Origin of the sequence: Halobacterium sp. KA-4, assembly GCF_021028995.1 — an archaeon.
In the GTDB taxonomy this organism is placed as follows: domain Archaea; phylum Halobacteriota; class Halobacteria; order Halobacteriales; family Halobacteriaceae; genus Halobacterium.
Genome location: NZ_JAJJZG010000030.1, coordinates 1 through 21,648, shown reverse-complemented (window position 1 = coordinate 21,648; position 21,648 = coordinate 1). Strand labels below are relative to the sequence as shown.

15 protein-coding genes and 1 pseudogene are annotated in these 21,648 nt (G+C 56.8%); 9 read left to right on the top strand and 7 right to left on the bottom strand.

Annotation, left to right across the window (positions count from 1 at the left end):
* Positions 1 to 108: 108 nt before the first annotated feature.
* Positions 109 to 240, bottom strand: a complete 132-nt coding sequence (locus LPA44_RS18170; RefSeq protein ID WP_269070464.1) for a hypothetical protein — start codon at positions 238 to 240, stop codon at positions 109 to 111.
* A gap of 144 nt (positions 241 to 384) precedes the next feature.
* Here LPA44_RS18170 and LPA44_RS17215 point away from each other — a divergent pair, with 144 nt between their 5' ends.
* The 3 genes from LPA44_RS17215 (at position 385) to LPA44_RS17205 (ending at position 3,231) form a co-directional block, all read left to right on the top strand.
* On the top strand, positions 385 to 1,827 hold the full coding sequence (locus LPA44_RS17215) for a lamin tail domain-containing protein (protein ID WP_230890716.1): 1,443 nt from the start codon (positions 385 to 387) through the stop codon (positions 1,825 to 1,827).
* A gap of 2 nt (positions 1,828 to 1,829) precedes the next feature.
* Positions 1,830 to 2,114, top strand: a complete 285-nt coding sequence (locus LPA44_RS17210; RefSeq protein ID WP_230890715.1) for a DUF3006 domain-containing protein — start codon at positions 1,830 to 1,832, stop codon at positions 2,112 to 2,114.
* A 163-nt stretch (positions 2,115 to 2,277) separates the two neighbouring features.
* Positions 2,278 to 3,231, top strand: a complete 954-nt coding sequence (locus LPA44_RS17205; protein ID WP_230890714.1) for a transcription initiation factor IIB — start codon at positions 2,278 to 2,280, stop codon at positions 3,229 to 3,231.
* A gap of 71 nt (positions 3,232 to 3,302) precedes the next feature.
* Here the strand turns inward: LPA44_RS17205 and LPA44_RS17200 are convergent.
* From LPA44_RS17200 to LPA44_RS17190, 3 genes and pseudogenes are all read right to left on the bottom strand, one after another.
* Positions 3,303 to 3,691, bottom strand: a pseudogene (locus LPA44_RS17200) (phage integrase SAM-like domain-containing protein); the annotation flags it as partial.
* A 602-nt stretch (positions 3,692 to 4,293) separates the two neighbouring features.
* On the bottom strand, positions 4,294 to 5,583 hold the full coding sequence (locus LPA44_RS17195) for a hypothetical protein (RefSeq protein ID WP_230890713.1): 1,290 nt from the start codon (positions 5,581 to 5,583) through the stop codon (positions 4,294 to 4,296).
* The gene (locus LPA44_RS17190) at positions 5,580 to 6,191 is read right to left on the bottom strand and encodes a hypothetical protein (RefSeq protein WP_230890712.1); all 612 of its coding nucleotides are present in this window, start codon (positions 6,189 to 6,191) and stop codon (positions 5,580 to 5,582) included. Before LPA44_RS17190 ends, LPA44_RS17195 begins: the two co-directional genes overlap by 4 nt.
* Before the next feature lie 451 nt (positions 6,192 to 6,642).
* Between LPA44_RS17190 and LPA44_RS17185 the strand changes: the two genes are divergently transcribed.
* The gene (locus LPA44_RS17185; RefSeq protein WP_230890711.1) at positions 6,643 to 7,785 is read left to right on the top strand and encodes a hypothetical protein; all 1,143 of its coding nucleotides are present in this window, start codon (positions 6,643 to 6,645) and stop codon (positions 7,783 to 7,785) included.
* A gap of 179 nt (positions 7,786 to 7,964) precedes the next feature.
* On the top strand, positions 7,965 to 13,904 hold the full coding sequence (locus LPA44_RS17180; RefSeq protein WP_442903414.1) for a sacsin N-terminal ATP-binding-like domain-containing protein: 5,940 nt from the start codon (positions 7,965 to 7,967) through the stop codon (positions 13,902 to 13,904).
* Between the two features lie 248 nt (positions 13,905 to 14,152).
* Here LPA44_RS17180 and LPA44_RS17175 read toward each other — a convergent pair whose 3' ends face one another.
* Positions 14,153 to 15,013, bottom strand: coding sequence for an endonuclease/exonuclease/phosphatase family protein (locus tag LPA44_RS17175; RefSeq protein ID WP_230890709.1), 861 nt, complete (start codon positions 15,011 to 15,013; stop codon positions 14,153 to 14,155).
* Positions 15,014 to 15,272: 259 nt separating this feature from the next.
* Here LPA44_RS17175 and LPA44_RS17170 point away from each other — a divergent pair, with 259 nt between their 5' ends.
* The 3 genes from LPA44_RS17170 (at position 15,273) to LPA44_RS17160 (ending at position 18,638) form a co-directional block, all read left to right on the top strand.
* Positions 15,273 to 16,181 carry an ADP-ribosylglycohydrolase family protein gene (locus LPA44_RS17170; protein ID WP_230890708.1) on the top strand — a complete coding sequence of 303 codons (909 nt, stop codon included), beginning with the start codon at positions 15,273 to 15,275 and terminating at the stop codon, positions 16,179 to 16,181.
* Positions 16,178 to 17,923 (top strand): HEAT repeat domain-containing protein, encoded by a 1,746-nt coding sequence (locus tag LPA44_RS17165; RefSeq protein ID WP_230890707.1) that lies wholly within the window; start codon positions 16,178 to 16,180, stop codon positions 17,921 to 17,923. Before LPA44_RS17170 ends, LPA44_RS17165 begins: the two co-directional genes overlap by 4 nt.
* A gap of 85 nt (positions 17,924 to 18,008) precedes the next feature.
* Positions 18,009 to 18,638: a hypothetical protein gene (locus LPA44_RS17160; RefSeq protein WP_230890706.1), complete on the top strand. Its 630-nt coding sequence runs from the start codon at positions 18,009 to 18,011 to the stop codon at positions 18,636 to 18,638.
* A gap of 372 nt (positions 18,639 to 19,010) precedes the next feature.
* Here LPA44_RS17160 and LPA44_RS17155 read toward each other — a convergent pair whose 3' ends face one another.
* Positions 19,011 to 19,559 (bottom strand): hypothetical protein, encoded by a 549-nt coding sequence (locus LPA44_RS17155; RefSeq protein ID WP_230890705.1) that lies wholly within the window; start codon positions 19,557 to 19,559, stop codon positions 19,011 to 19,013.
* A 534-nt stretch (positions 19,560 to 20,093) separates the two neighbouring features.
* Here LPA44_RS17155 and LPA44_RS17150 point away from each other — a divergent pair.
* The gene (locus LPA44_RS17150; RefSeq protein ID WP_230890704.1) at positions 20,094 to 20,546 is read left to right on the top strand and encodes a hypothetical protein; all 453 of its coding nucleotides are present in this window, start codon (positions 20,094 to 20,096) and stop codon (positions 20,544 to 20,546) included.
* Between the two features lie 456 nt (positions 20,547 to 21,002).
* On the opposite strand, the gene LPA44_RS17145 is transcribed toward LPA44_RS17150, so the two are convergent.
* Complete coding sequence (locus tag LPA44_RS17145) at positions 21,003 to 21,389, bottom strand: hypothetical protein (protein WP_230890703.1); 387 nt, start codon at positions 21,387 to 21,389, stop codon at positions 21,003 to 21,005.
* Positions 21,390 to 21,648: the final 259 nt, after the last annotated feature.

The following is a 21,648-nucleotide window of genomic DNA, read 5'->3' as shown; positions in this document are numbered from 1 at the left end:
CTTTGAGCGATCGAAACACAACGCTCGATGAAGCGGGAGATTTTCGTCATGGACAACGGAATCCTCCCGCTTCAACTCCTTTGATTTAGTGACTTATCCCGACGCCGTCTAGTGATTCAACACAGCCTGTTCAACGAAAAACCGACTCCCCATCATCACTCCATGCAGGAACACGACCGGCGTCCCATCACCACTCTCCTCGAAATACAGCTCAGCACCGTTGACCGTTACAGTCGCCATATATGGCATCCACTCCGACTTCCTCGTAACTGTTCGCCCCACCGTACGTTCGTATACCGGTTTGGCGTGACAGCACTAGTCCCCAGTTCAAGCTTCGCTGGTTGACCCAGAACGACTAACCCGGGGGCGAACGACTTCCGTAGTATGTCTCTGCGACGACTACTCGCTGTTTTTGCGGTGGTTGGGTTGGTTGTCCTCGCGGGGTGTGCTGGTGGGATCGACAATGGTGAGCCGGCGACGACGTCTGATGTCACCGAGCACACGACGACAACCGTCTCAACGACGGAAACAGCCACACCGACGGGTGAATTGGTCGTCCACCAGTTGAACGTCGGACAGGGATCCAGTACACTCGTGGTTGGCCCGGATGGGGAAACAATCCTTATCGACACCGGTGATTGGACCGACGATGGCGAAGATGTGATTGCGTATCTCGAATCGCAGGGGGTGACACGAATTGATCACCTTGTGACGTCTCATCCTGATGCGGACCATATTGGCGGGCATGCTGCGGTGATCGAGCACTTCGAGACCAACGGGGACGGGGTTGGGGCGGTGTACGATCCTGGGATTGCATCGAGCTCGGCGACCTACGAGGAATACCTCGACGCAGTCGAGGCACATAACGTGACGTTGTACCGGACGCAGGCCGGGGATTCGATCCCGATGAGTGGGGCTACGGCACGGATTCTTGCGCCACCGGAGGGCTATCTTGCAAATGAGGACCGGAACGAGAACAGCATCGTCGTCCACCTCCAGTTCGGCGCATCGAGTTTCTTGCTGCCCGGCGATGGGGAAACGGCGAGCGAAGAATATCTCGTCGAAACCTACGGCAACCAGCTCAATTCGACGGTGCTTGCTGTCGGCCACCACGGGAGCCAATCCAGCACCAGCGCGGCGTTCCTTGAGGCAGTGTCGCCACGAGTGGCTGTGATCTCCAGTGCATATGACTCCCAGTACGGCCATCCGCATGAGGCGGTCTTGGAACGGCTGGCAGCGCGGTCGATTCCGACGTACTGGACCGCAACCCACGGCACGATCACGTTCACAAGTAATGGCTCCGCAGTGACGGTCGCCACGCAGCAGGACGCGCCGACGACCGCGACTAAACTCCGGTCAGGGAACCGGATCAAGCCCGGGACTAGTGTGGGTCTAGTCGATCGGCTCGTGATCTCGGCAGCTGGCTCCGGGACAGCACCAATCACTGACCCAGCCGGGACGACTGAACCGGTGGAAACAACGTCAACAAGTACCGACGATCGTCTCGACCTCGTCGAAATTCACGCTAACGCGGCCAACGATGACGCGGAGAATCTGAACGGCGAGTACGTCACCCTTGAGCATACCGGGGCGTCGTCGCTTGACCTCTCCGGGTGGACGCTCGCCGATGCGGCCGGGCACTCGTACACGATCCCCGAAGGGACCGTCCTTGAGCCAGGCGACCAACTCACCATCTACACGGGCAGCGGAACCGATACGACGACCGCGTTGTACTGGGGTCAATCGTCACCAGTCTGGAACAATGGCGGTGACACAGTCATCCTTCGCGATGCCACCGGGACAACCATAATCGAGGAGGCTTACTAACGATGACCACCGAACAGTTCACTGGCGTACTCGATCGCTTCGAGGACGACCTCGCGGTCATTCTGCTCGAAGAAGCGGGAGACGTTGTCGATGAAGTCGTCGTTGAGCGTACGGACCTTCCCGAGGAGGCAGCGCATCCGGATGCAGTCCTCGAGGTAACGCTCACCGACGGGGGCGTGACTGACCTCGTGTACGATGCAGCTGCGACTGCCAATCGAACGGAGCGCGCCCAGTCACGGTTCGATCAACTCGCAGAACGCCCACCAAGTCACGACGAGGACGCTTGACTTCCACTCACCCCTGAAAGGGTGGGCTTTCGCCTCGTTACCACTGTAAACTCGCCGGCGTGGCTGCCCTTCGGCCGGAACTGGAGTCTGCACTGGGATCTGTCTCTCTTTGGCTGGTGACAAGCAAAGACCTTTATATGCTTACTAGGTTGTCACATGGTGAATGGAACGGGCGACTCGGGAACGTGAAACGGAACAGAGGGAGCAAGCACAAACGAACGACGAGGCACAGCAGTGCCCGGAGTGCAACTCATCCAACGTTATCACCGATCAAAGCGAGCGAGTCTGTGAGGACTGCGGGCTCGTTCTTGAAGACGACCAAATCGATCACGGCCCGGAGTGGCGGGCGTTCAACTCCTCAGAGCGCGACCAGAAATCACGCGTGGGCGCGCCGACGACGAAGACGATGCACGATAAGGGGTTAACGACCCAGATCGACTGGAAGGACAAGGACGCCTACGGTCGCTCACTTGACTCGAAGAAACGCAACCAGATGCACCGCCTCCGCAAGTGGCAGGAGCGGATCCGCACGAAGGACGCGGGTGAACGCAACCTCCAGTTCGCGCTCTCGGAGATCGATCGAATGTCATCCGCGCTTGGCGTCCCACGTAGTGTTCGCGAGGTCGCATCGGTCATCTACCGGCGCGCGCTCAAAGAGGACCTCATCCGTGGGCGCTCCATCGAGGGCGTCGCAACTGCTTGCCTCTACGCCGCCTGCCGCCAAGAGGGCATCCCGCGAACCCTCGAAGAAGTAACGGAAGTCGCCCGCATCGACCAGAAGGAAATCGGCCGGACGTATCGCTACGTCGCCAAAGAACTCTCCCTCGAAATCCAGCCAACCGACCCCAAGGAATACCTCCCCCGCTTCGCAAGCGACCTCGACCTTTCCGAGGAAACCATCGCAAAGGCCCGCGAAATCATCGACACCTCCGCCGAACAAGGATTACTCTCCGGGAAATCACCATCCGGATTTGCGGCCGCCGCCATCTACGCAGCAAGCCTCCTCTGCAACGAGAAAAAAACCCAGCGCGAAGTCGCCGACGTCGCAAACGTCACCGAAGTCACCATCCGCAACCGCTACCAAGAACAAATCGAAGCAATGGGCTTCGGAATGTAGTGCCGACGGTTCAGGCTTCGAGTGCGGTGCTGACTCGTTGGATGACGGCAGGAGCAGCGTCAGCAGTGGTTTGCGGTGGCGTACTCCGCATAGAGGTCGCGGCCCGGCGACGAGATTGAGCCCTCGTTGACGCACCAGCCACACCACGCAGAGATATAGCGATAATATGTTTGGACCGTATTCTGCTTGAGTCCCGAATCCCCACCGAGATGCCGACATACTCCTGGAAGACACGTTCGTCGAGGTCCTCGAAGGTGGGGCCCCGGTCGACATCGTCGGGGACGATCCCGGTCCAGTCGTCGTCACCGCGGTCGCCGGCGGCCCACTCGGCGAACCGCTCAAGCTCGCGTGCAGCGTTACGTCGAGAGTTCCCTCTGTCGCCGCCGCGGCCTTTTCCTTTGTCATGGAGGTAGCGCTCGAAGCTGTCGTCGAGCGGTGCCGAAAGCGCTCGAGCAGGCATCCACTGGCCCTCCACCGTCCTGCGAGCCCGGTCTCGGTGCCTCTCCCCTAGGAAGCGCCGTCGTGAGGCGGTTGCAGCATTCGTGCTTCACCGACGACGGCGGGGTACTTCAAAGTGGTCGTGATATTGTGCTAATTACGACCAACAGATAGATCAGTGGAAATTGTCGATTTCCGCATCTGTGAGACTCCTATCCTCGGGAGGCACTGTCTAGTTGAATTAGTTTGAGAAGCAAGCAGGTCTGCGAGCATCTTTGGACAAGAAACTCAACGACCTGCTCGCTTCTCAAACTAACTCAACTAGACAGTGACAATGAATCATAATTATCATATAATCTAGTATTCCCGCCGTGGGGGTAGTGAGTTATCCTCACATCAGTTTTCTTAGTATAAATTGGCGCCATTATTCATCTAATCTAAGGTTGGAACTTTCTCCACTATATTCTAGACTATCTATTGAATAAAGCAACTATATTTACAACAACTGGTATGTTAATTCTCCATTATTGTCCAGCATACTTCAAGATAGGTCCCCCAAGCGGGGACGCAAGGCCATCTAGCACTCCGCCCAGAGGGGCAAATGGAGCGTGTGGTGTCGACGGTTCAGGCTTCAAGGGCGTCACTGACGCGTTGGATGACGGCAGGCGCAGCGGCAGCGTAGTGGGTTGCGGTGGCGTACTCCGCGTAGAGGTAGCGACCCGGCGACAAGACCGAACCCCTGTCGATGTGTTGGTCGCCGTTGCGAATCGAACTGCGTACATATTGGGCGAGTCGCCGGGCGAGCACTGCAGGCGAGCTGTCGAGGAGCTCTCGAAGCGCGTCCACGGCGGCCGTCCGTTCGGCAACGACCGGTTCGACGGATTCCGGGATTCCGTATGCCCCATTCGAGACGGCGTCGGTCGCATCAGCGAACGCATCGTCTGCCGTGAGCGCGCGCATCGCCTGCGCGATCACGAGGACCGGCTGGTCGGTATCGTGGCGCTGGACGGCAGTCTGGGCAGCATTCCATCGCAAGCGCGCGAGGTCCCGGAGGAGACTCTCAGCGGCCGTGTTCTTGATGTCGCGGTCGAACCTCCCGGTCAACGTCTCTCGGTCGAGTTCGTCGGTGTACGCGGCGACGTCGTCAACGAGTGTGTCCGCGACGCTCGCGAAGTGCGCCTCGTAGTCGTGGGCGTCGTCGAGCGTCGACTTGTAGTGCTCGTGGAGACGGCGAGCATCGGCAGCGTACGCACGCCCCCACTCGACGTCCTGTGCGAGTTCGGCGGCATGCAGGGCGGTGTTCTCGTACTCGTGGTGGTCGTCCGCCGTGATGATGCGGGCGCCAGTTTGGCCCCAGTCGGCGATTTTGGCGTGTTCAGCGAATGCGCCCACGGGGTCGTCGACGGGACCATCATACGAGTAGTCTGCGAGGAACGCCTCGGCGTCCTGGCGGTGGCGCTGGCGACGTGTCTCGATATCGGCCGGCGTGAGCGAATCCTCGAAGACGGCGAACCCGGCGTTAACGAACATCGCTTCCGAGCGCGCATGCGTCAACCCCGACAGCGCCTTGACCCGATTCTCACTCGTGTCATCTTGGGTGAGTGCGTCGCGTGCGTACTCTCGTTCGCGAGCGAGCGTTCGACGCACCACCTCGTTCGGGATGCGTGAGAGGTCAGCGGCGTTGAGAAGCGACCGAATCCGGTCGCGAGCGCTCGCCACCTGTTCCGTAGGTGGTCGCACGGGCGTCGACGGCGGGATTCGTGGAAGGTCGGTAGGGAGGTCGGCGAGTGCGGATTCGTCGTAGTCGACGCTCGACGTACTCGAGAGCGGGTTGAACCGGCTACAGCCCGCAAGCGCACCCGTGAGTGCCGTGCCAGTGGCTGCGAGCAGCGCGCGACGCGACAGCCGACTCATGGCGATTCACTCTCGTTCTGGTAGCGTTCGGGCACGGGATTGCACCCGCCGCCCCCGCTGACTGAGTACCCGCTGTATTCGTCGGCCGGGAAGGGGAGCCGGACGAATGCAGCGACGTGGTCGCGGGCGTCGCGCTCGCACTCGACGGTAGCATCACGAACAACCTGGCAGAACTCGACGCTCGGCTGCCCGTCGCTATCCTTCGTGACGTAGTTCAGCTTGAGCCGATGGCACTCGCTGATGCGTGTCTGGTAGACCAGGACGGATTCACTCGCGTACGCGGTTTCCGCGACGAGTCGCCGGACAGCCGCAACGTCAGTGGCGTCGTCGGCGAACTCGAGTGCCGCCGCGTCCTCCTCACTCTCGATGACATGAAGAGAGAGCGGTTCGGCTGTCGTCGACGTCTCATCGGCGGCTGCCTCCTCGTCGTCGCGAGGCGCGACGATCGGCGGCTGTTCGGTCGACGAACGCGTTTTCGCCGTGATGTAGTCGGTGACGAGCGTGCCGTCCTCGGGTGGTGACTGATGCGATTCGGACGCGCTACAGCCGGCGAGCGCGGTCGCGAGCCCGGCACTGATGCCGGTGAGGAGGGCTCGTCGGGAGGGCATAGAGGGTGTCGGGACCATCGCACCGCACCACTACCCCGCAAGCTGGCATGAAAGCAGTGATCCAACTTTGACTTTTCTCGATTCCATCGGCTAACTCACCAACTGAGTAGGACCGATCCCGCAAAGAGTCGATAATTGAGCCTGATATGGTCAAGTGAGTGGATGCTTGGAGAGGTCACGGATCCGAACAGTTATGCTGCTGTTAGTCAGATTTCCATGAGTTCTTATGGTTCGGTTTGGACCCCGTCACGAAGCCCTTGTGACGGCGTGGGCAGACACAATTACCTCCACCTCATCTGGTGAGCATTATGACTTCACCGCGCCCACACGATCCACACAACTCCAGAATCGCGCCACACAGTTCGTGGACAACCCCACCACGGACACGTTCGAAGCCATGTGGTCCCCGGATGTCCTTCGAAACGCGATCTATGGTGGGCCTGGTGCGATCTTGAACAACTGGCGTGACTCCATCGACGAACTCGCGGCCCTTATCGACTCAATGAGGACAGCCAGTTCGTACGATGAGGCGTGGGAGCGACAGTTCCCCGCATTCGCCCAACGAGGCCTCTGGGAGTTATACGGACGCCTCAACCCCGAAGACCGGCCAATCATCAATAATTGGGTTGGCAGCGCCTTCACCACCTTTGGCCTCCAAAACCCACAGTCATACGACGCAAGTGCTGCCCAGTTCAACACCCTCCAAGCCCAGTACATAGAAACCGTCGGGCACGTCACTGCAACCACACCCCATGAAGTCCCGCTTACCGAGGAACTCGAGCAGTTCCTCTACATCGCAGAAACCGCCGATGAATCCGAACTCCGAACAGCATTCGGCATGGATGCACCCACCCATGATGCTTTCGCGGGCTGGGACGCCATGATCACGCACGGCGACACCATCGAGCTGTCTGGACTGCGACCCATACTTGACGCGTTCAACCAAGCAGCGAACAACGACGCCTACGAAAGCGACCAGCCTCTCGACCACTGGGGAGCAAACCACTGGGAAACCTGGAAAGACGACTACCGAACCTACCTCGAAACCACCGTCTTCCCCGAATACGACCCAACCGAACTCACCGCCGATACTGTTATTGATTTCATCGACGCACTCAGTGACTCCGACGCCCTCGGCACTACGAAAATTCCGACGTATCTCCTCGGCGGACGCTGGCAGCCCCTCGACGACTTTCGGACGATCACCGCGAACAACCCAGGCGACGCAGCAGCCGTGCTCTCCGCGCTTCTTGATGACGAACAGGGTTCAATCACCGAGCGTCTCCGCCGCTTCAACGACTTCTACGCCAGTATCTCTGATTCAGGAAGCGAACGCATGTCTGTGGCCACGATGTTGCTCATGATCACTCACCCAGACCAATACATCATGTACCGCTACTCCATGTTCAGCGATTTCTTCGACGACTTCAGCACCTACGACATCCCCAACGGCTTCAACCCCAGCGACTACATCCTCATGAACGACGCCCTCCACAGCGTCCGCGCCGACCTCGACACCTACAACGACACCCCAGTCACCATGCTCGACGTCCACACCCTCCTCTGGATCTACCACCGCCAAGGCCAACCGTAAGCGCGGCGGAGAACGTGCAACCAACTCGTGCGGGCGCCGTATCCCCGCCCTACTCGCTCCTTCTGCGCTCGTTGAGGACGGGGAATTAGCGCCCTCAATCACCTTCAATCCTCATCTGGCCAGTGCAGGGACTAGGGTGGTGTTTTTTAGGATGTGAGAGAGTGCGACGAAGATAGGTAATGTCCGATTATCCACAGCTTCGAACGGTCGGGAAGCGTCTTTCTGAGCCCGAGCTCTACCAGCGGTGGACCGACCGTTGGGAGCGCCTGCTCGACGATTTCGATACAGACACAACCCCGGACGAAGTTGGCGAGGTACTCCGGGACAAGGTCAAAACCGGGAACGCAGAACGCGCGCTCGCCGGTGGACACGAAGGCCGTGAGATTCTTGAACTCCTCCAGAACGCCCGGGACGCCATCGAATTAGGAGACCAACAGGCTGGCGAAGTTTACGTTGGTGTCTACGACGACGGTATTCTCGTCGCAAACACGGGAACGCCGTTTGATCTCTTCGACACCGACGTCGAGGACGCGGTCACGATGATCGGCGAGTCCGGGAAAGGCGATGCCGACCAAGCCATCGGGCACAAGGGTGTTGGTCTCAAATCGATTCTTGCTACGGGGGATGCCTTCGAGATTTGGACGCGCCACCCAGACGCAGTCGCTGATATTTTCCGAGTTCGATTGAGCCGGGCGTACGTTGTTGCATCGATTCTCTCGCGGCTGGGCTATCAAGTTGATACCGACAGATTGCGTGGGACGATCCTTGATAGGGACTTAGAGTCGTTAATTGAGCACTCCAAGCCTGACAGCCAGCTTGAGTTGACGCAGGCTGTCAAGGAGAATTTGGCGAAAGTGCCGCTGTTTGATTTCCCAGTTGCGTTAGAGCCGACGGCGAGCGCACACAGCCAAGTGTCTCAGCGTGCAAAATCACTCCTCTCCGAGTCTTCGCACGCTTGGCCGGAGACAACGTTTCGGACAGCCGTCTTCATCGAGTACACTGACGACGAATGGCGCTCGCTATTAGACGAGTATGATATTCCCTATCCAGAGGATGCTGAAGACGTTGGAAACCGGCCGGAGCGAATCTGGCAGTATCTCTCACGGGAAGGTGGATCGGATGGCCTGAAGGCGGAGACGATTGTTCAGCTTGGCGGTATCACGGATCTGCATTTAGAGCGAGTTCACGAGTCAGGCGAGCAGGAACAAGAGCAGTGGTCGATTTCTCGAACCAAGACGTCACCAGCGGACGATGAGTTGGCGCATGAAACGGTCCGGGTAGATGTCCTCGACGAGACGGGTGAGGTCCGTAGCCAGGATTCGTTTGATCAATTCAGCTTTGCTGCAGAGACCCCCGCAGCAACCCAAGTATTGCTGCCACATCCGGAGGGGAATCCAAGCACGGAGGACCTCGTTCGAGAATATCCGCTTTACCTCTATTATCCGATTGAAGGAACTGAGAAGCTGAACCTTCCATTCTGCCTTCATGGCCGTTTCAAGGTGGAGACAAACCGGAAGGATTTGAGTCCGAACAACCTGGAGACGAATCTTGAGGTCCTCCGCGAGGGAGTTCGGTTACTTGGGAAGGTAGCTGCAGAAACATGGACCACGGAATATAGTGCAGCGTATCCGTGGAGTCTCCTGCCACCAGCACCAGATGAGGTTGGGGCTGCGAACGCGCAGACGGATCCGCTCACGTGGTTTCGGTCGGAACTATATACTGCACTCAGAGACCAGGCTAAAATCCCCGTGGAAGCCGGCGAGGGGCGTCGTAGTGCGCGTCCTCAGGAGGCGCTCCTACACTGGAATCGTGACATCATAGAGGGGTTCGTGGCGCTCCGAGATCTTGCGCGCCCGCCCACGAATACGCCAGCGAAGCAACCGACCGCCGATCTGCCGACACAGGAGGTTCTCACCGCATATCTTGGCTTCCCCACGGCATGGCAGGAACGGGTTGAGACGCTGCTTGCGGTCGATTCACGGGAAACGTTCACGGCCGACCTCGCACGTGACTGGGCGAAACACCTCGCTCACTGGTTGAGTCAAGCGGCACTCGAGGTTGATCAACCACATATTGAGCGACCTGCAGTACCTGTCCGAGACGTATTCCAGGGGACTGTCGAGACGATTATCGGCGGCCCGAAGGATGACGATCAGCGCCGAGCGCTGCTTAGTGATGTCTCGACACACTTGGATGGCGTCTATCTACTGCCTTGCCAGCGGAATGAGGACAGTGAAAGCGAGAATTCGACGTTGTTGCTGACGCAAATCGAGCCGCGGACAAATACGCAACGGCGCCGACAGGGAGTAATTCGGAATCGGTCCGTTATCTGGGACATTACCACCACCGATCGGGAGACGGAAACGCCGGACGTCCCCCACGAGAAATCGAGTTTCACAGTCTACTTCTTCGACGCAGATCTCGAGCAAGACGAACGCGTACGGCGAGTGCTGGAGTTGGCAGGCCGCGAGTGGGGCGTCCGTGTCTATGATGGCGTTCCGAGTTACTTCCGTGAATTGCTCGATACGTTCCGAGCGGACGATACGATCGTGAATTCCCTGGACTTCCAGTTTCTCGCGAGGCAAATCGATAAAATCAATCCAGAATCCACTGACCTCCAGATGGCAGAAGGACAGTACTTGCCACTGTCGTACCTGAAATCAGCGGTCCAGCAATCAGAGGGGGATTACCGCCAGAATCTCCGTCGACGCCTCGAGATTCGCGAGAGCCATCTGTCCCTCCCCAAGGAGGATACTGTCCGCCATATTTCCGAAACGGCAATCGGTGACGACTGGCAGCGGATCCGGGAGACCGCCGTTGGGAATGAGATAGATGAGTGGGACGCGATTGAGTCTCCCTCGCCGACGTGGCCTGCCCCACAGACCGAGTCATGGCAGGCGATTGGACGAACGCTCGATTCGAACGCTGATGAGCGACTCGCCAAGACGCTCTCACTCCTCGGCGCATCCGTACTCCCCGGGATACGGACAATCTGGATGTATGGGCCAGGCCATCCTCGAATGCAGTCAAATCCAGACTGGCATCCAGCTAACTGGACTGAGGACTTCACGGAAGCCCCGCCGGCCAAGACTACAGCACTCCAAGAAACGCTCTCGAAGGTCGGCTCTGCGTACGAGGAGTGGCTCCTCTCACCAGAGAACCATCCAAGTACTACAGCAGAGCACTCCTCAAAATGCCCGGTCAAAACGGATGGGAACACCTCAGACGTCAACCTGGCATCATGGGTTTGGCTGGCAGCCCCCGAAGCACTCACATCACTTGGTGACGACTTCGTCGAACTCGTTCGACGGCACGGCGAAGCATTCGCCGAGTCGATTCTCAAGACGGGGTGGACGTGTAGTAACGGGCATCAACGGTCGGGATACGCATGGACGAAGTCACAGCCCACGCTCCTGAACTGGCAACTCCGCCAGCTACCCGTCTGGGAGTCCATGCAGACAACGCGGCCCGATGTCGAAGACCGATGGGGAGACGATGCCGACCGGCTCGCCTGGACCGTCTTGAAGACCAGCAGTCGGGGTGCACAGGCTGCCCGCCTCTTCCCGTATGTCGATTCGAACACTCGTGAGGAGTTCTCTGAAGAAGCCCTCGAAGCGCTTGGCGTGAAGTCTGTCGCCGCATTTGATGGGACGGAGGCAGAATACCATCTACAAAAACTTCTTGAGGTCTTCGCAACGGACAGCCTGACCGCACAAGCAAACCCGACTGACCTCCAGATTCCGCGTGAACGGCTGAATGATTGGAATCGCGCCTACACGCAGTTGCTGGCACCGCTGCTCCGACGACTGCCCGACGACACCAGCGAAGCGTTCGATCAAGTCCAAGACTGGCCGTTCCTCACACATCTCCCTCTCAAGCAAGGCGGAACGTGGTATGCTGCCCCGCTCTCCTGGATTGAGGAGAACCAAGACCAACTCCGCTACTACGACGACCAATCACCGAAACCCTGGGAGCGACAGGCCGTCCGTGACAACGACTACTGGGTCGTCCCGCATCCGTCTGAAGGCCCCTTCTCACGGCTCACCGACGTCCTTGGTGTCGAGCGGGTGGATGCGTCGAAACTCGTGTTCACTGAAGACGATCTTGATCTCTCCCGTGATCCCTCGTATCTCGGCGGATTCAGGCAGGAACTCCGCGATCGACGGTTGGTGTTAATCGCGGCGATGGAGCAAACGAGCGAGGAGCAACTCGAGCAGCGCGTGCGAGAGTTAAATCAGGCTATCGACGGGCTTGCTGAGGCGAGTCACTTCCCGGAAGATAGCTTAGATCAGCTCTCGGACCCCAAATCTGGGCTCTACGCACCAACGGAGGGCGAGGAGGCGCTCGTCCTCAATCGTGGCGCGTTCGATGGAGAGTCCCCGATGCTTGATGGATTGGCTATGGGGATTGCACTGATTGCTGAGCAACCGACAAAGGTAGCGACGTTCCGTGAAGCACTCAATACAGACCTCTCGGTTGCAGATCTCGAAGATCGGTGGGAGCGGCGTACATTCCCGATTGAGGCCGTCCGCCACGTCCTCGGTGATCAACAGGAACGTGGGCTCCGTGAGCGCCTCACAGCGGTCCGTGATCTCCTCGAGCAGACTGGCGAAGCACTTCCCTTCGAAGTAGAGGGAATCATCGAAGAAGTCACCCAAGACAATGAGGGGTCTATCGATGCGTTCCGCCAAGCCCTAGCCAACGGCGATACGTCACAACTCCCAGGGCAGGATGTCCAGTCGTTCGTGACTACTGTTCGCGATCGGATGCCGGACGAGCTGGACTTTGTGCTGGCGAAATTATTCGGCACGCGGCAAGCTTCCTGGCAACGTTTACTTGCTGATCAAGCGCTCACCAACGGCCAGGAGTCGATGCTGATTCAGTGGGTGGTCAGCCATCCAGAGATCCGGGACGCCGATTCCCTTCCTGAATCAACACGGATGCAATTCCAGCGCATGCTCGCAGTCTACGAAGCATGGCAAACCACTGACTCAGAGTTCCTCGACACTATCTCGGCATGGGATACCCGGACGGCGGAATTACTGGACAGCGAGAAACCATCTTGGAGCGATCCTATTCCGGACCAGCTGGCGACGGGCGGCAGTGTTCCGAACCGGCTGTTTTTCTACGCGAACCGTTCCCTGTTCTTCGACTTGGTCGTCAACCCATTCCTCGCCCAGCTCTCCGAGGAGTTGGCAGCGGATGCGGACGGTGAAATCGACGTGGGAGTACGCGAATATATTGAGCGTGGAGAATTCCCGCATACCCAGACAACCAAGTCAGCGAAAGCGTACCAGAATGAGTCCTTACAGGATATCCAGAATGCGCTATCGTCTGGTGTCGACGTCTCACTGGGCAACATCGAACTCTCCAATAACGGGGTGAGAGCCTCAGATGCGGCGGCCGTGAGCAGTGCCGGATCTGGGAGTGGCGGCAGTTCACAGTTCAAAGGACGCGGCCAGCAAGCCGAGGCGTTCACACTGGTATCGCTGCTTGATGATTTCGCCGACTGGATCGATTCCGGACCACGCGGGCGGCTCCGCCAATTCAAATCCGCGTTCAAGCAGCTCCACCAAGCGCAATCCGGAACATCATACAAATGGCATATCGACCGTGTCTGGGAGCAAGATATTGACCCGATTCTCGACGGGTTCGACATCCTCGATGAGGAATCTATCGCAAATTGGCGTGAGAATATAGACCAGACGACGAGCTTGGCGGATCTCCCGTTCATCAGACTGTGTAATGTAACGATGGAGCAAGGCCCCGGATTCGACGTGATCGATCCGTTCGGACCACTCGACGGCAATCGGACTGAACAGGAGCGCCCTGAGTTCATGCCAGTCGAAATTAAAGCGGTCAAGGGAAGTCAGCCACCATTCAGCTTCCGACTGACGACTAACGAATATCGGCGCTGCAAGGCCTTCGTCGACGCCGACATTCCGTACGCCATCCGCCTCGTCGACGTGCCCGACGTCGAGACAGCTGACTGGATGTCCCAGTGTGCCTTCGTCTCAGAAACCGTCCTCACAACCACTGAGGAAGTCGAATCATTAGTCGATTCAACCCAGTTCGAAACCCTGGTCAAAGGAGGCTACATGAACTTCGAACTCGGCTAACAAACCTCGGCTCCTTAGCTGGGATAGCCGGCTCGACACACTAATTGAGGCCAGCTTATCGACGAAAGCGTGACGCCCCTGCGTTAAAAGCGAACAAGAGAGAATCACCCGCTAGTTCAGTCTAAGGCTTGTCTTGTAGCGACATAACTGTGGGAACCACAGCCTCGGTGAGGATTATCCCCGCCGCAAAACTTGACCAGTCGTGAGGTGGGTTCTATAAATTGTCTGGCTCCCTCTAGGTTGACGACTCATACTCTGAAATTGCCAATAATTGGGGCGTGGTCACTGCATTCGAATCCGTCGTGGTCGTAGTAGCAGTCGTTTGGATTGAGGGCTTCTGATGCAATCAGGTGGTCAAAGCGGAAGGTGTCATGACTGGTTTCCACAACCCCTACGCCCTCATATCCGTGGATTTGGCGAAAGACATCGACCATCCCTATCTCCGTTAATCCGTTGAGCAGATTCCGTTCCGCCGTCGTCCATCGTTCCGACAACTCACTATCATCGTCCGACCGCCACGGGACTATCGTTCCGTCCTCCAGTTCGTCTTGTGGCGCGTTGAAATCTCCTGCCAGAAGTACCGGTGGCTCCGCTGCCTTTCGAATCCGATTATACGTTGTTTCTAAAATCTTCACCTTCTCCGTTCCCCAATCATTCCCTGGTACAGCTCGAACATTCCACACCTCGATTTCGGTCGTCTCCAATTCAAACGTCGCTGGAAGAATTTTCTCCGGGAAATTCGTATCCCAATCCTTCTGCTCGGCATGCTCCCACGCCCCCTCTCGAATACTTGGTGACTGCCGAGTCAGGTTCTCACCACGGAAGTCGTCGTGCAGCGCGGTCAAGTTCCCATTCACGTGATTGATGTCTTCATGTGGTGGGATGTTGCTGTTACCGAGTGTCTTCGCCCAGTCCAACGAATCCACAACCTCCGAATACCCAACCTCCCGCAGTGAATCTCGCCACAGCTCCCGCTTCCCAGCCGTGACCTCATTCAACAACAAAACGTCTGGCTGATTTTCATCGATAAACTCTACCTGACGTTGAATTCGATCACGACTCCCCTGCCATGGAAATGCTTCTTGTACATTCCACGCCAAAACTTGCATACCACCGACTAGACATCCAATCAACATAAAACGACCCTCGAAACCCGGCACGATGATCAGTTTCGACCCTGAACTCACAACCACATTCCAGGACGCCCTCACAGAATACCGAGCACAATACCACGAATAGCAGTTCTCTTCGTTGCTAGACCCCGATCCGCTTGCTGAGTTCTCTCTTGCTACATCTTCACTGAATTGCGCTACATTCGATGAGTGACGACGGCCCCATATTTTTCTCGGCGGTCGTCATTAATGGCGTATGGATTCGGATCGCGCCTGTGGCGTCCTCCTCGGGTTGGCGTGTGGGGACGCGCTTGGCCGGCCAATTGAGTTCTCGACGGCGACCCAGATCGAAGCTGAACACGGCCAGCTGACTGAGATGGTTGGGTACGGTACGTGGAATCAGCCAGCGGGAACGATTACGGATGATACCGAACAAGCGCTGTGTATCGCGCGCAGCCTCGTCGAACAGCAGGCGTTCAACCCCGGAGATATCGCCGCCCGATTCGTCGATTGGTATGATAGTGGGCCGTTTGATATTGGCCGGATGACGATGCGGTCGCTCAGCCGCCTCAAACACGGTGACACGTGGGACGAAGCCGGCCAGCATGTCTGGGAACAAAGCGTGGAAGGCCAAAATGCGGGCAACGGGAGCGTGATGCGGTGTCCGCCGCTCGCAATCCCCTACGCGAATAACCTAGACCGGCTCGCGGAAGTCAGCCGGCAGTCCTCCCAGATTACGCACGCTGACCCGCGCTGTACGTACGGCTGTGCGGTCCTGAACCTCACAATTGCGGGGCTGCTTGAAGACGCGGACGCGCCGTTGCAGGACGCCCTTGACTACGTCGGTTCGGACGCGCCTGACGAGCTTGTAACCGCGTTGCGACCGCTGGCCCATGACGACTCACCTGATACGTTGGAAACGTCGGGGTACGTCGTCCATTCGCTACAAACAGCACTCCACGATGGTTTATTCGCAGAGACTGCTGAGGACGCGATTGTGACCGCGGTCAATCGTGGTGGTGATACGGATACAATTGGGGCGATTGCAGGCGCGATTGCCGGCGCGCGGTTTGGGGCGTCACAACTCCCTGACCGGTGGCTTTCAGCGATCGACGAGAGCGACGAACTGGAAGCCTTAGCAGACGAGCTCGTGGAGGTGGCATGATGTACGTGTTGGCGTTTGATCGGGACTGGACGGTAGACGTGAATCCACATCCGAATCGAGAGGCGGTGCCGTTAGAGTGGGTTCGATACTGGGCGCATAGGGCTGGTCATGAAGTCTGGGCAATCGGGAATCAGGACCTCGTAGAGGAAGCAGACATTCCAGGGACGGTGGAGTCGATTCGACGGCGTGACGGACACGTCGACGCGCTGGGTGAGCAAGACGAGTACGGGTACTACGAGTGGTGGCCCGAACGCGAGGAACGCCTAAAGATTCTCTTGGAGTTGTTTCCGGATGCTGAGGGGCATATTGTCATCGATGATCTGGATTTAGAGCACGTTGATGGATGGGATCATTACTATGCCTGGGACTTCGTCAAGGACGTCCGTGAAGAGAACGTCGGGCTGTCGGTCCCATCGTCATCTGATCTGAGTCCGGATGGCGGGTTTGAATCAGGTGACGCAGTTCGAGACGTCCTTGCTGATGGCTATGTGTTCGAGCTCACCTACCGGGCGGGCGACGACCAGAAGACGTACCTGGTCACGCATTTCGAGCCAGATCGACCGTCGATGACACCACTGAAGGGCCCGCCAACATTCTGGTTCGAACCCGTTGGCACCGGTGAGCGGTTCTCGGTTCGGCTCCCGGAGATCGAAGCGTTGCATCCGATCTCATACGAGCAGATCGCTGATCCACTTGCAGGGGCTGCGTTTGCGGCCGTTCGGGAACAACTCGAAGATGACCCTGCGTCGGTGGATGAGGAAACGCTTCGGACGATGCTGGCTGATGCGGGCGCGGATGCGACAAGCGTGGATCGTCGTGAAGCGCTACGCCTAGCGATGAGCACGGTGAATCACCGTGACGATGTTCGTAAGAGCGCCGTTGAGGCGACGTTCGCGTTACTGGCTGACGAGCCGACGACGCTTGACCGAGCGGCGCTGCAAGCACTCTATGACGTTGCGACAGATGAACCAGCGGTGCTGAAACCCTACGTCGGAGAGTTAGCGACGTATACGGGTCAAGACTCGAAGTATCAGGGAGGTGCGACGCGTTGCTTGATGGAGTTAGCGGAGGTTGACCCAGCTAGTGTCCTTGACGCGGTTCCTGCCCTGGAAGCAGCGGCGACAGCAAAGACGGAGACAACGCAGAGCTACGCAGTATACGCGCTGTCCAGTATCGCAGCAACCTACCCCGAAGAGGTGTTTCCTGCGATTGATGCGTTGGTAACAGCGATGCAGAGTGAAGATGAGACGACGCAGACGAACGCGTTAGCGGCGCTCGGGAAGATCGCGTCGAATTACCCGGACGCTGCAGAACCTATCGTCAACGAGTTGGTGGCGCTATTGGATGCTGACGCAAAACGTGTTCGCAATAATGCGGTCGGGTTGCTCGGTGATCTTGCGCAGGAACACCCAGCGGTCGTAATTGAGCACGCCGATCAGATCGCTGCGCGGCTGGATGATTCCAATATTCAGGCGCGTGTGAACGCATCAATTGCACTACGGCGAGCGGGTGAGGCGGATCCTGCTGCGATTCGAGCTCTGCAGGAACAGTTAGCGGCCGCGTTGCAGGATCCGAGCCCGGATGTCCGGGTGAATGTGTGCTCGCTGATCGGGAACGCGGCTGTGCCTGTTTCAATTGATGCCCTTCAAGAATTGAAAGAAGATGATTTGGATGAGGCAGTCCGTGAGCGTGCAGCATGGGCCATCACTCGCCTAAATCATCACGAACGCGGGAGTGAATAATTCGTATGCCTGATTCTTACGTCACCCGTATATTTGACGCTGTACTCCGCAATCGGTAACGGTCACTAGACCGTCATAACATTTTATGGAACCTGAATTTTTGCTGGAAACAGCTGAGTTTGCGGATGTACTGAACGATATCGGTGAGCAGGTTTCGTCCGAATTCTCGGAAGACGAAGTACAGATGGTCTTTCTAAATGAGGGGTTCTTCCGGCTCCTTGGCTACGAAAGAATTGGCACCGATCTTCGGAGTGAGTTTTCGGTGCCGAGCGGCCAGGTAGATTACATCACATCCGGGTATGCAGATACGATTCGGGATACGAAGAGTATTGTTTACGAATTCAAGAATCCGGAGGAACGACTGAATCGGCATGAGGAGCAACTTTTTGGATATATGGATGACACTGGAGCCGCCTTTGGTGTGTTAACAAACGGGATCAGATTTGAATTATATCAGAGAACCCCGACTGCACCTGAGAAAAAGCTCGACTTTCGCATCACTGATGCGGGAGAAGAAGAAGCGAGTATACTCGTTTTATTGTTAGGATATTGGAGTATTCAAGAGCAGAATATCAAACCATTAGCTGAGAAAACGGCAAAAGAAGTCGTTGAGTCTATTCCTGAGTCAGCACATATCGGTTTTTCAGAGGCTGGTGTTGAGTTGTTCGCGGACCATCTCGCTCGCTACCTGAAGCAGGAATTTCAAAAGCAGTGATATTTGGCTTCGAAACAGTTCCCGGCTTTGAACCTTCGTTGACGGGACTGGTATTCGGGTATGGGGAGGGGGTTCCTATTGTCGTGTAGTAAAATCTCGCAAAAGAGAGTTTGACGGCGAGATGGTGGAGAATCAGTTTGAGTCATTAGACGAGAACCTCGGTGGTCGTCAGCCTCACTGGGCTGAGCGTCTGCATCCGGATTTATTGTTGACGCCATCCTCCACGACCAGCGTATCCTACACTCCCATTATGACCGAATAGCGGTCCTCACCACATATACACCACCCAGTAGTCGTTCAGCTTGGACGTCCACAAGTATCCACTATCGTCTCTACACCGAAGACGGCAACCGTGAAGCAAAGGACCTCAATTCAGCCGTGTTCAGCCACAGATTTCAGTGAGAGGTATTCAATAATACCTGTGGGAGAGATGCTGCCTTCAACTATGATTTCTGGACGGCGGTACTGGTCGCTAAGCGATGCGATTCGATTCGCCGATGGAATCTCAGTTAATGATGTAGCGTACCTCGTGAGTGCGTCCTCGTAGGATTCTGAGATCATCACGTCATCGGGTTCTTCTAGATATTGGAAGTCGATCGCATCGGAGATGAGCTGAAATTCACCCATATATAATGGACGGTCAATCTTCATCGCGTCAATAACAACAACTACCTCTGGAGTAGAGAGAGGACGCCCATCTGCTGGATGCAAATTCTCAACTGCCAGTTCCAACGAGGGATAGAGGAAACTACACTGTTGACGATTAATCGGTAATGAGATATCTTTTTCAGCGGCTATCTCGGCTAAACCCGCTTCAAGCGAGTCACGGTGGGTACTATCGGACGGCTGAATCCCTTCTTGGGTGATCGCCTCAAGTGCTCGCCTGGGAGCGAGATGATAGAGATACACCGAAGATGTCATAGAACGATTTCCAAGGAGACTATTTTACTCACTGCTCTCTAAATCACCCGTTAGGAACGTCTGCTTATTGGTCGTCCGGTGTGGTGGTGAACGCGTTGAACTGGCGGCCGGTAATTTCGGTTGGCGGTAAGCGGGAGTAATCCATTTTGACCTCGTCGGGTGTCATTTCGGGGTACGCGTTCAGGGTTGGAATGGAGGGGTTTTCCGCGATTGCTGTGGCGGCCTTCGAATCGTTATCCGAGTTAATCAGAAAGGTTGGTGAAGAACGTGCCCAGGAACTTCTGGAGGAAGAAACCGAAGAATAGCGTGCAGGCACTCCCATTACTAGTCTAGAATAGCCCAAGCAATTCTGGAGGTCAGCGGAAATTCAGTTATCGTCACCACGACCCCGACGAGTTCCTCAAACAGTAGTATCCTCTTCTAATTTTAAGAGAGAGACGCCTTACTGTGCCCCCTTATCGCTCTCATTCGGACCTAGTACGCGGGAAGCCAGGAAGCTCAACCTTATTTAGATCGTGTCCGTCCAATTGGTCTATGGGTCCCCCAGACACAATTGCGCCTCTCACCGAAGAGCATCACTATACTGAACCTACCAGAACAGAAAATACTCGCTTCGGGACCGACCGTTGTTACCATCGAGTCCCGCTGGACTGGTTTCTCGTAATTTCCGGCGAGATCGATGCCTGGACGTACGAGTTCTTTCTGGAACACAGGGATCTTTTTGATAGTGATTATTCAGTGGTAGCTGTTGACTTTGACTACGACGTGGACCGCAATCCCGACGGTACTGGGAAACCGTTCCACGTCCTGTTCTGTGATTCTGAAGGGGAGGAGAAGAAATGCTACCCCCGTACGCATTACCTCCTTCGGTTACTAGAATACGACGAGGACGCTTACGAAGTGGTCGTAGTGAAACCAACTGACGAACGTGAGGGGGTGCTCGTCGGTGTCCAAGAACGGTTGCCACATGTCCCCGATGCTGGGTAGACCCTCGAACACGCCAACAAAACGCGTTTCGAGAAGTATAATCACAACTTGATGGTGATCTGGACGTCAGCAACGGGCAGTTCTCTGGTCGCGCTCGCACCACCGTAGCGACTTATTGGGGGTCAATCCGGGAGCGGGAATAGTGACGAAGACTCACGCCGAATTTACGGCAGACGTGGAGAATGTGTTGAAGCAGCCGCAGGCAGCCATCTTCTACAGCGGCTCCACGGATTCGGCTAAGAGTAGCGTAGACTCCTGAGGTCTCCAGCGGCTGTCCAGTCCATGAGGAAGGGGCTGGCAGGCATCCACTGTACAAATTTCACTACGGTTGCCGTCCACACCAACACGAACGGGACGACAGAAACCTCAGCAATAGCGTTCTGGCGAGCAGATGCGCTGGAGTCTCTCCTGAGCTGACTGTCGAAGAATAGCTACAGAAGCAAACCGGTTCCTACGTCAGGCGGTTTGGCCGTCTTGCTCCTGCAGTTCGAGGACTGCTCTACGGGCGGTTCGAATGGCGACGTCGAACCTAGCCTCTTCTGGTTGGGAGTCAGTTCCATCATAGATGGAGATGGTTTTGAACCACGACGGCCCGTACGGGTCATCAACGACTTTGAAGTCGTATTCACGGTCGGCGATGGTGATGATGTCGGTTTCGTCCACCACCTCTGGAACGGTTTCCGATGGGGCGGCGTGGACTTTTATGAGGAGGAGGCCTTCGCGTAGCGAACGCTCATCCACGGCCAGTTGCGTGATATTGTCGCGGCCGCGCTCGTCGAGGTACTGCTCGCAGAACTCCCGGAAGGAACGTTTCGTTTCCGTCTCATCAACGAGCCGGCTCACGACCGCCGCCTCGGTCTGCGCACTGGAATTCGCACTCGCCCGCAACCGACGTTTCGCCTCCCAGTCAAGGACCGTAATTGCCGGTGACTTGAGTCGGTCCTCAGCGCCAGGCAGTGATTCCTCAATTACGAGGGCTCTGGTGAATCGCTGGACAGCGTCGGCTTCGACCGTCAGAACTAGTGGAATGAAGCGGGAAACCGCCGATGCCTATGTCGAAGATTTCCCGCTTCACGAAGAAAGCGGTTCAGTTAGCTAAAAA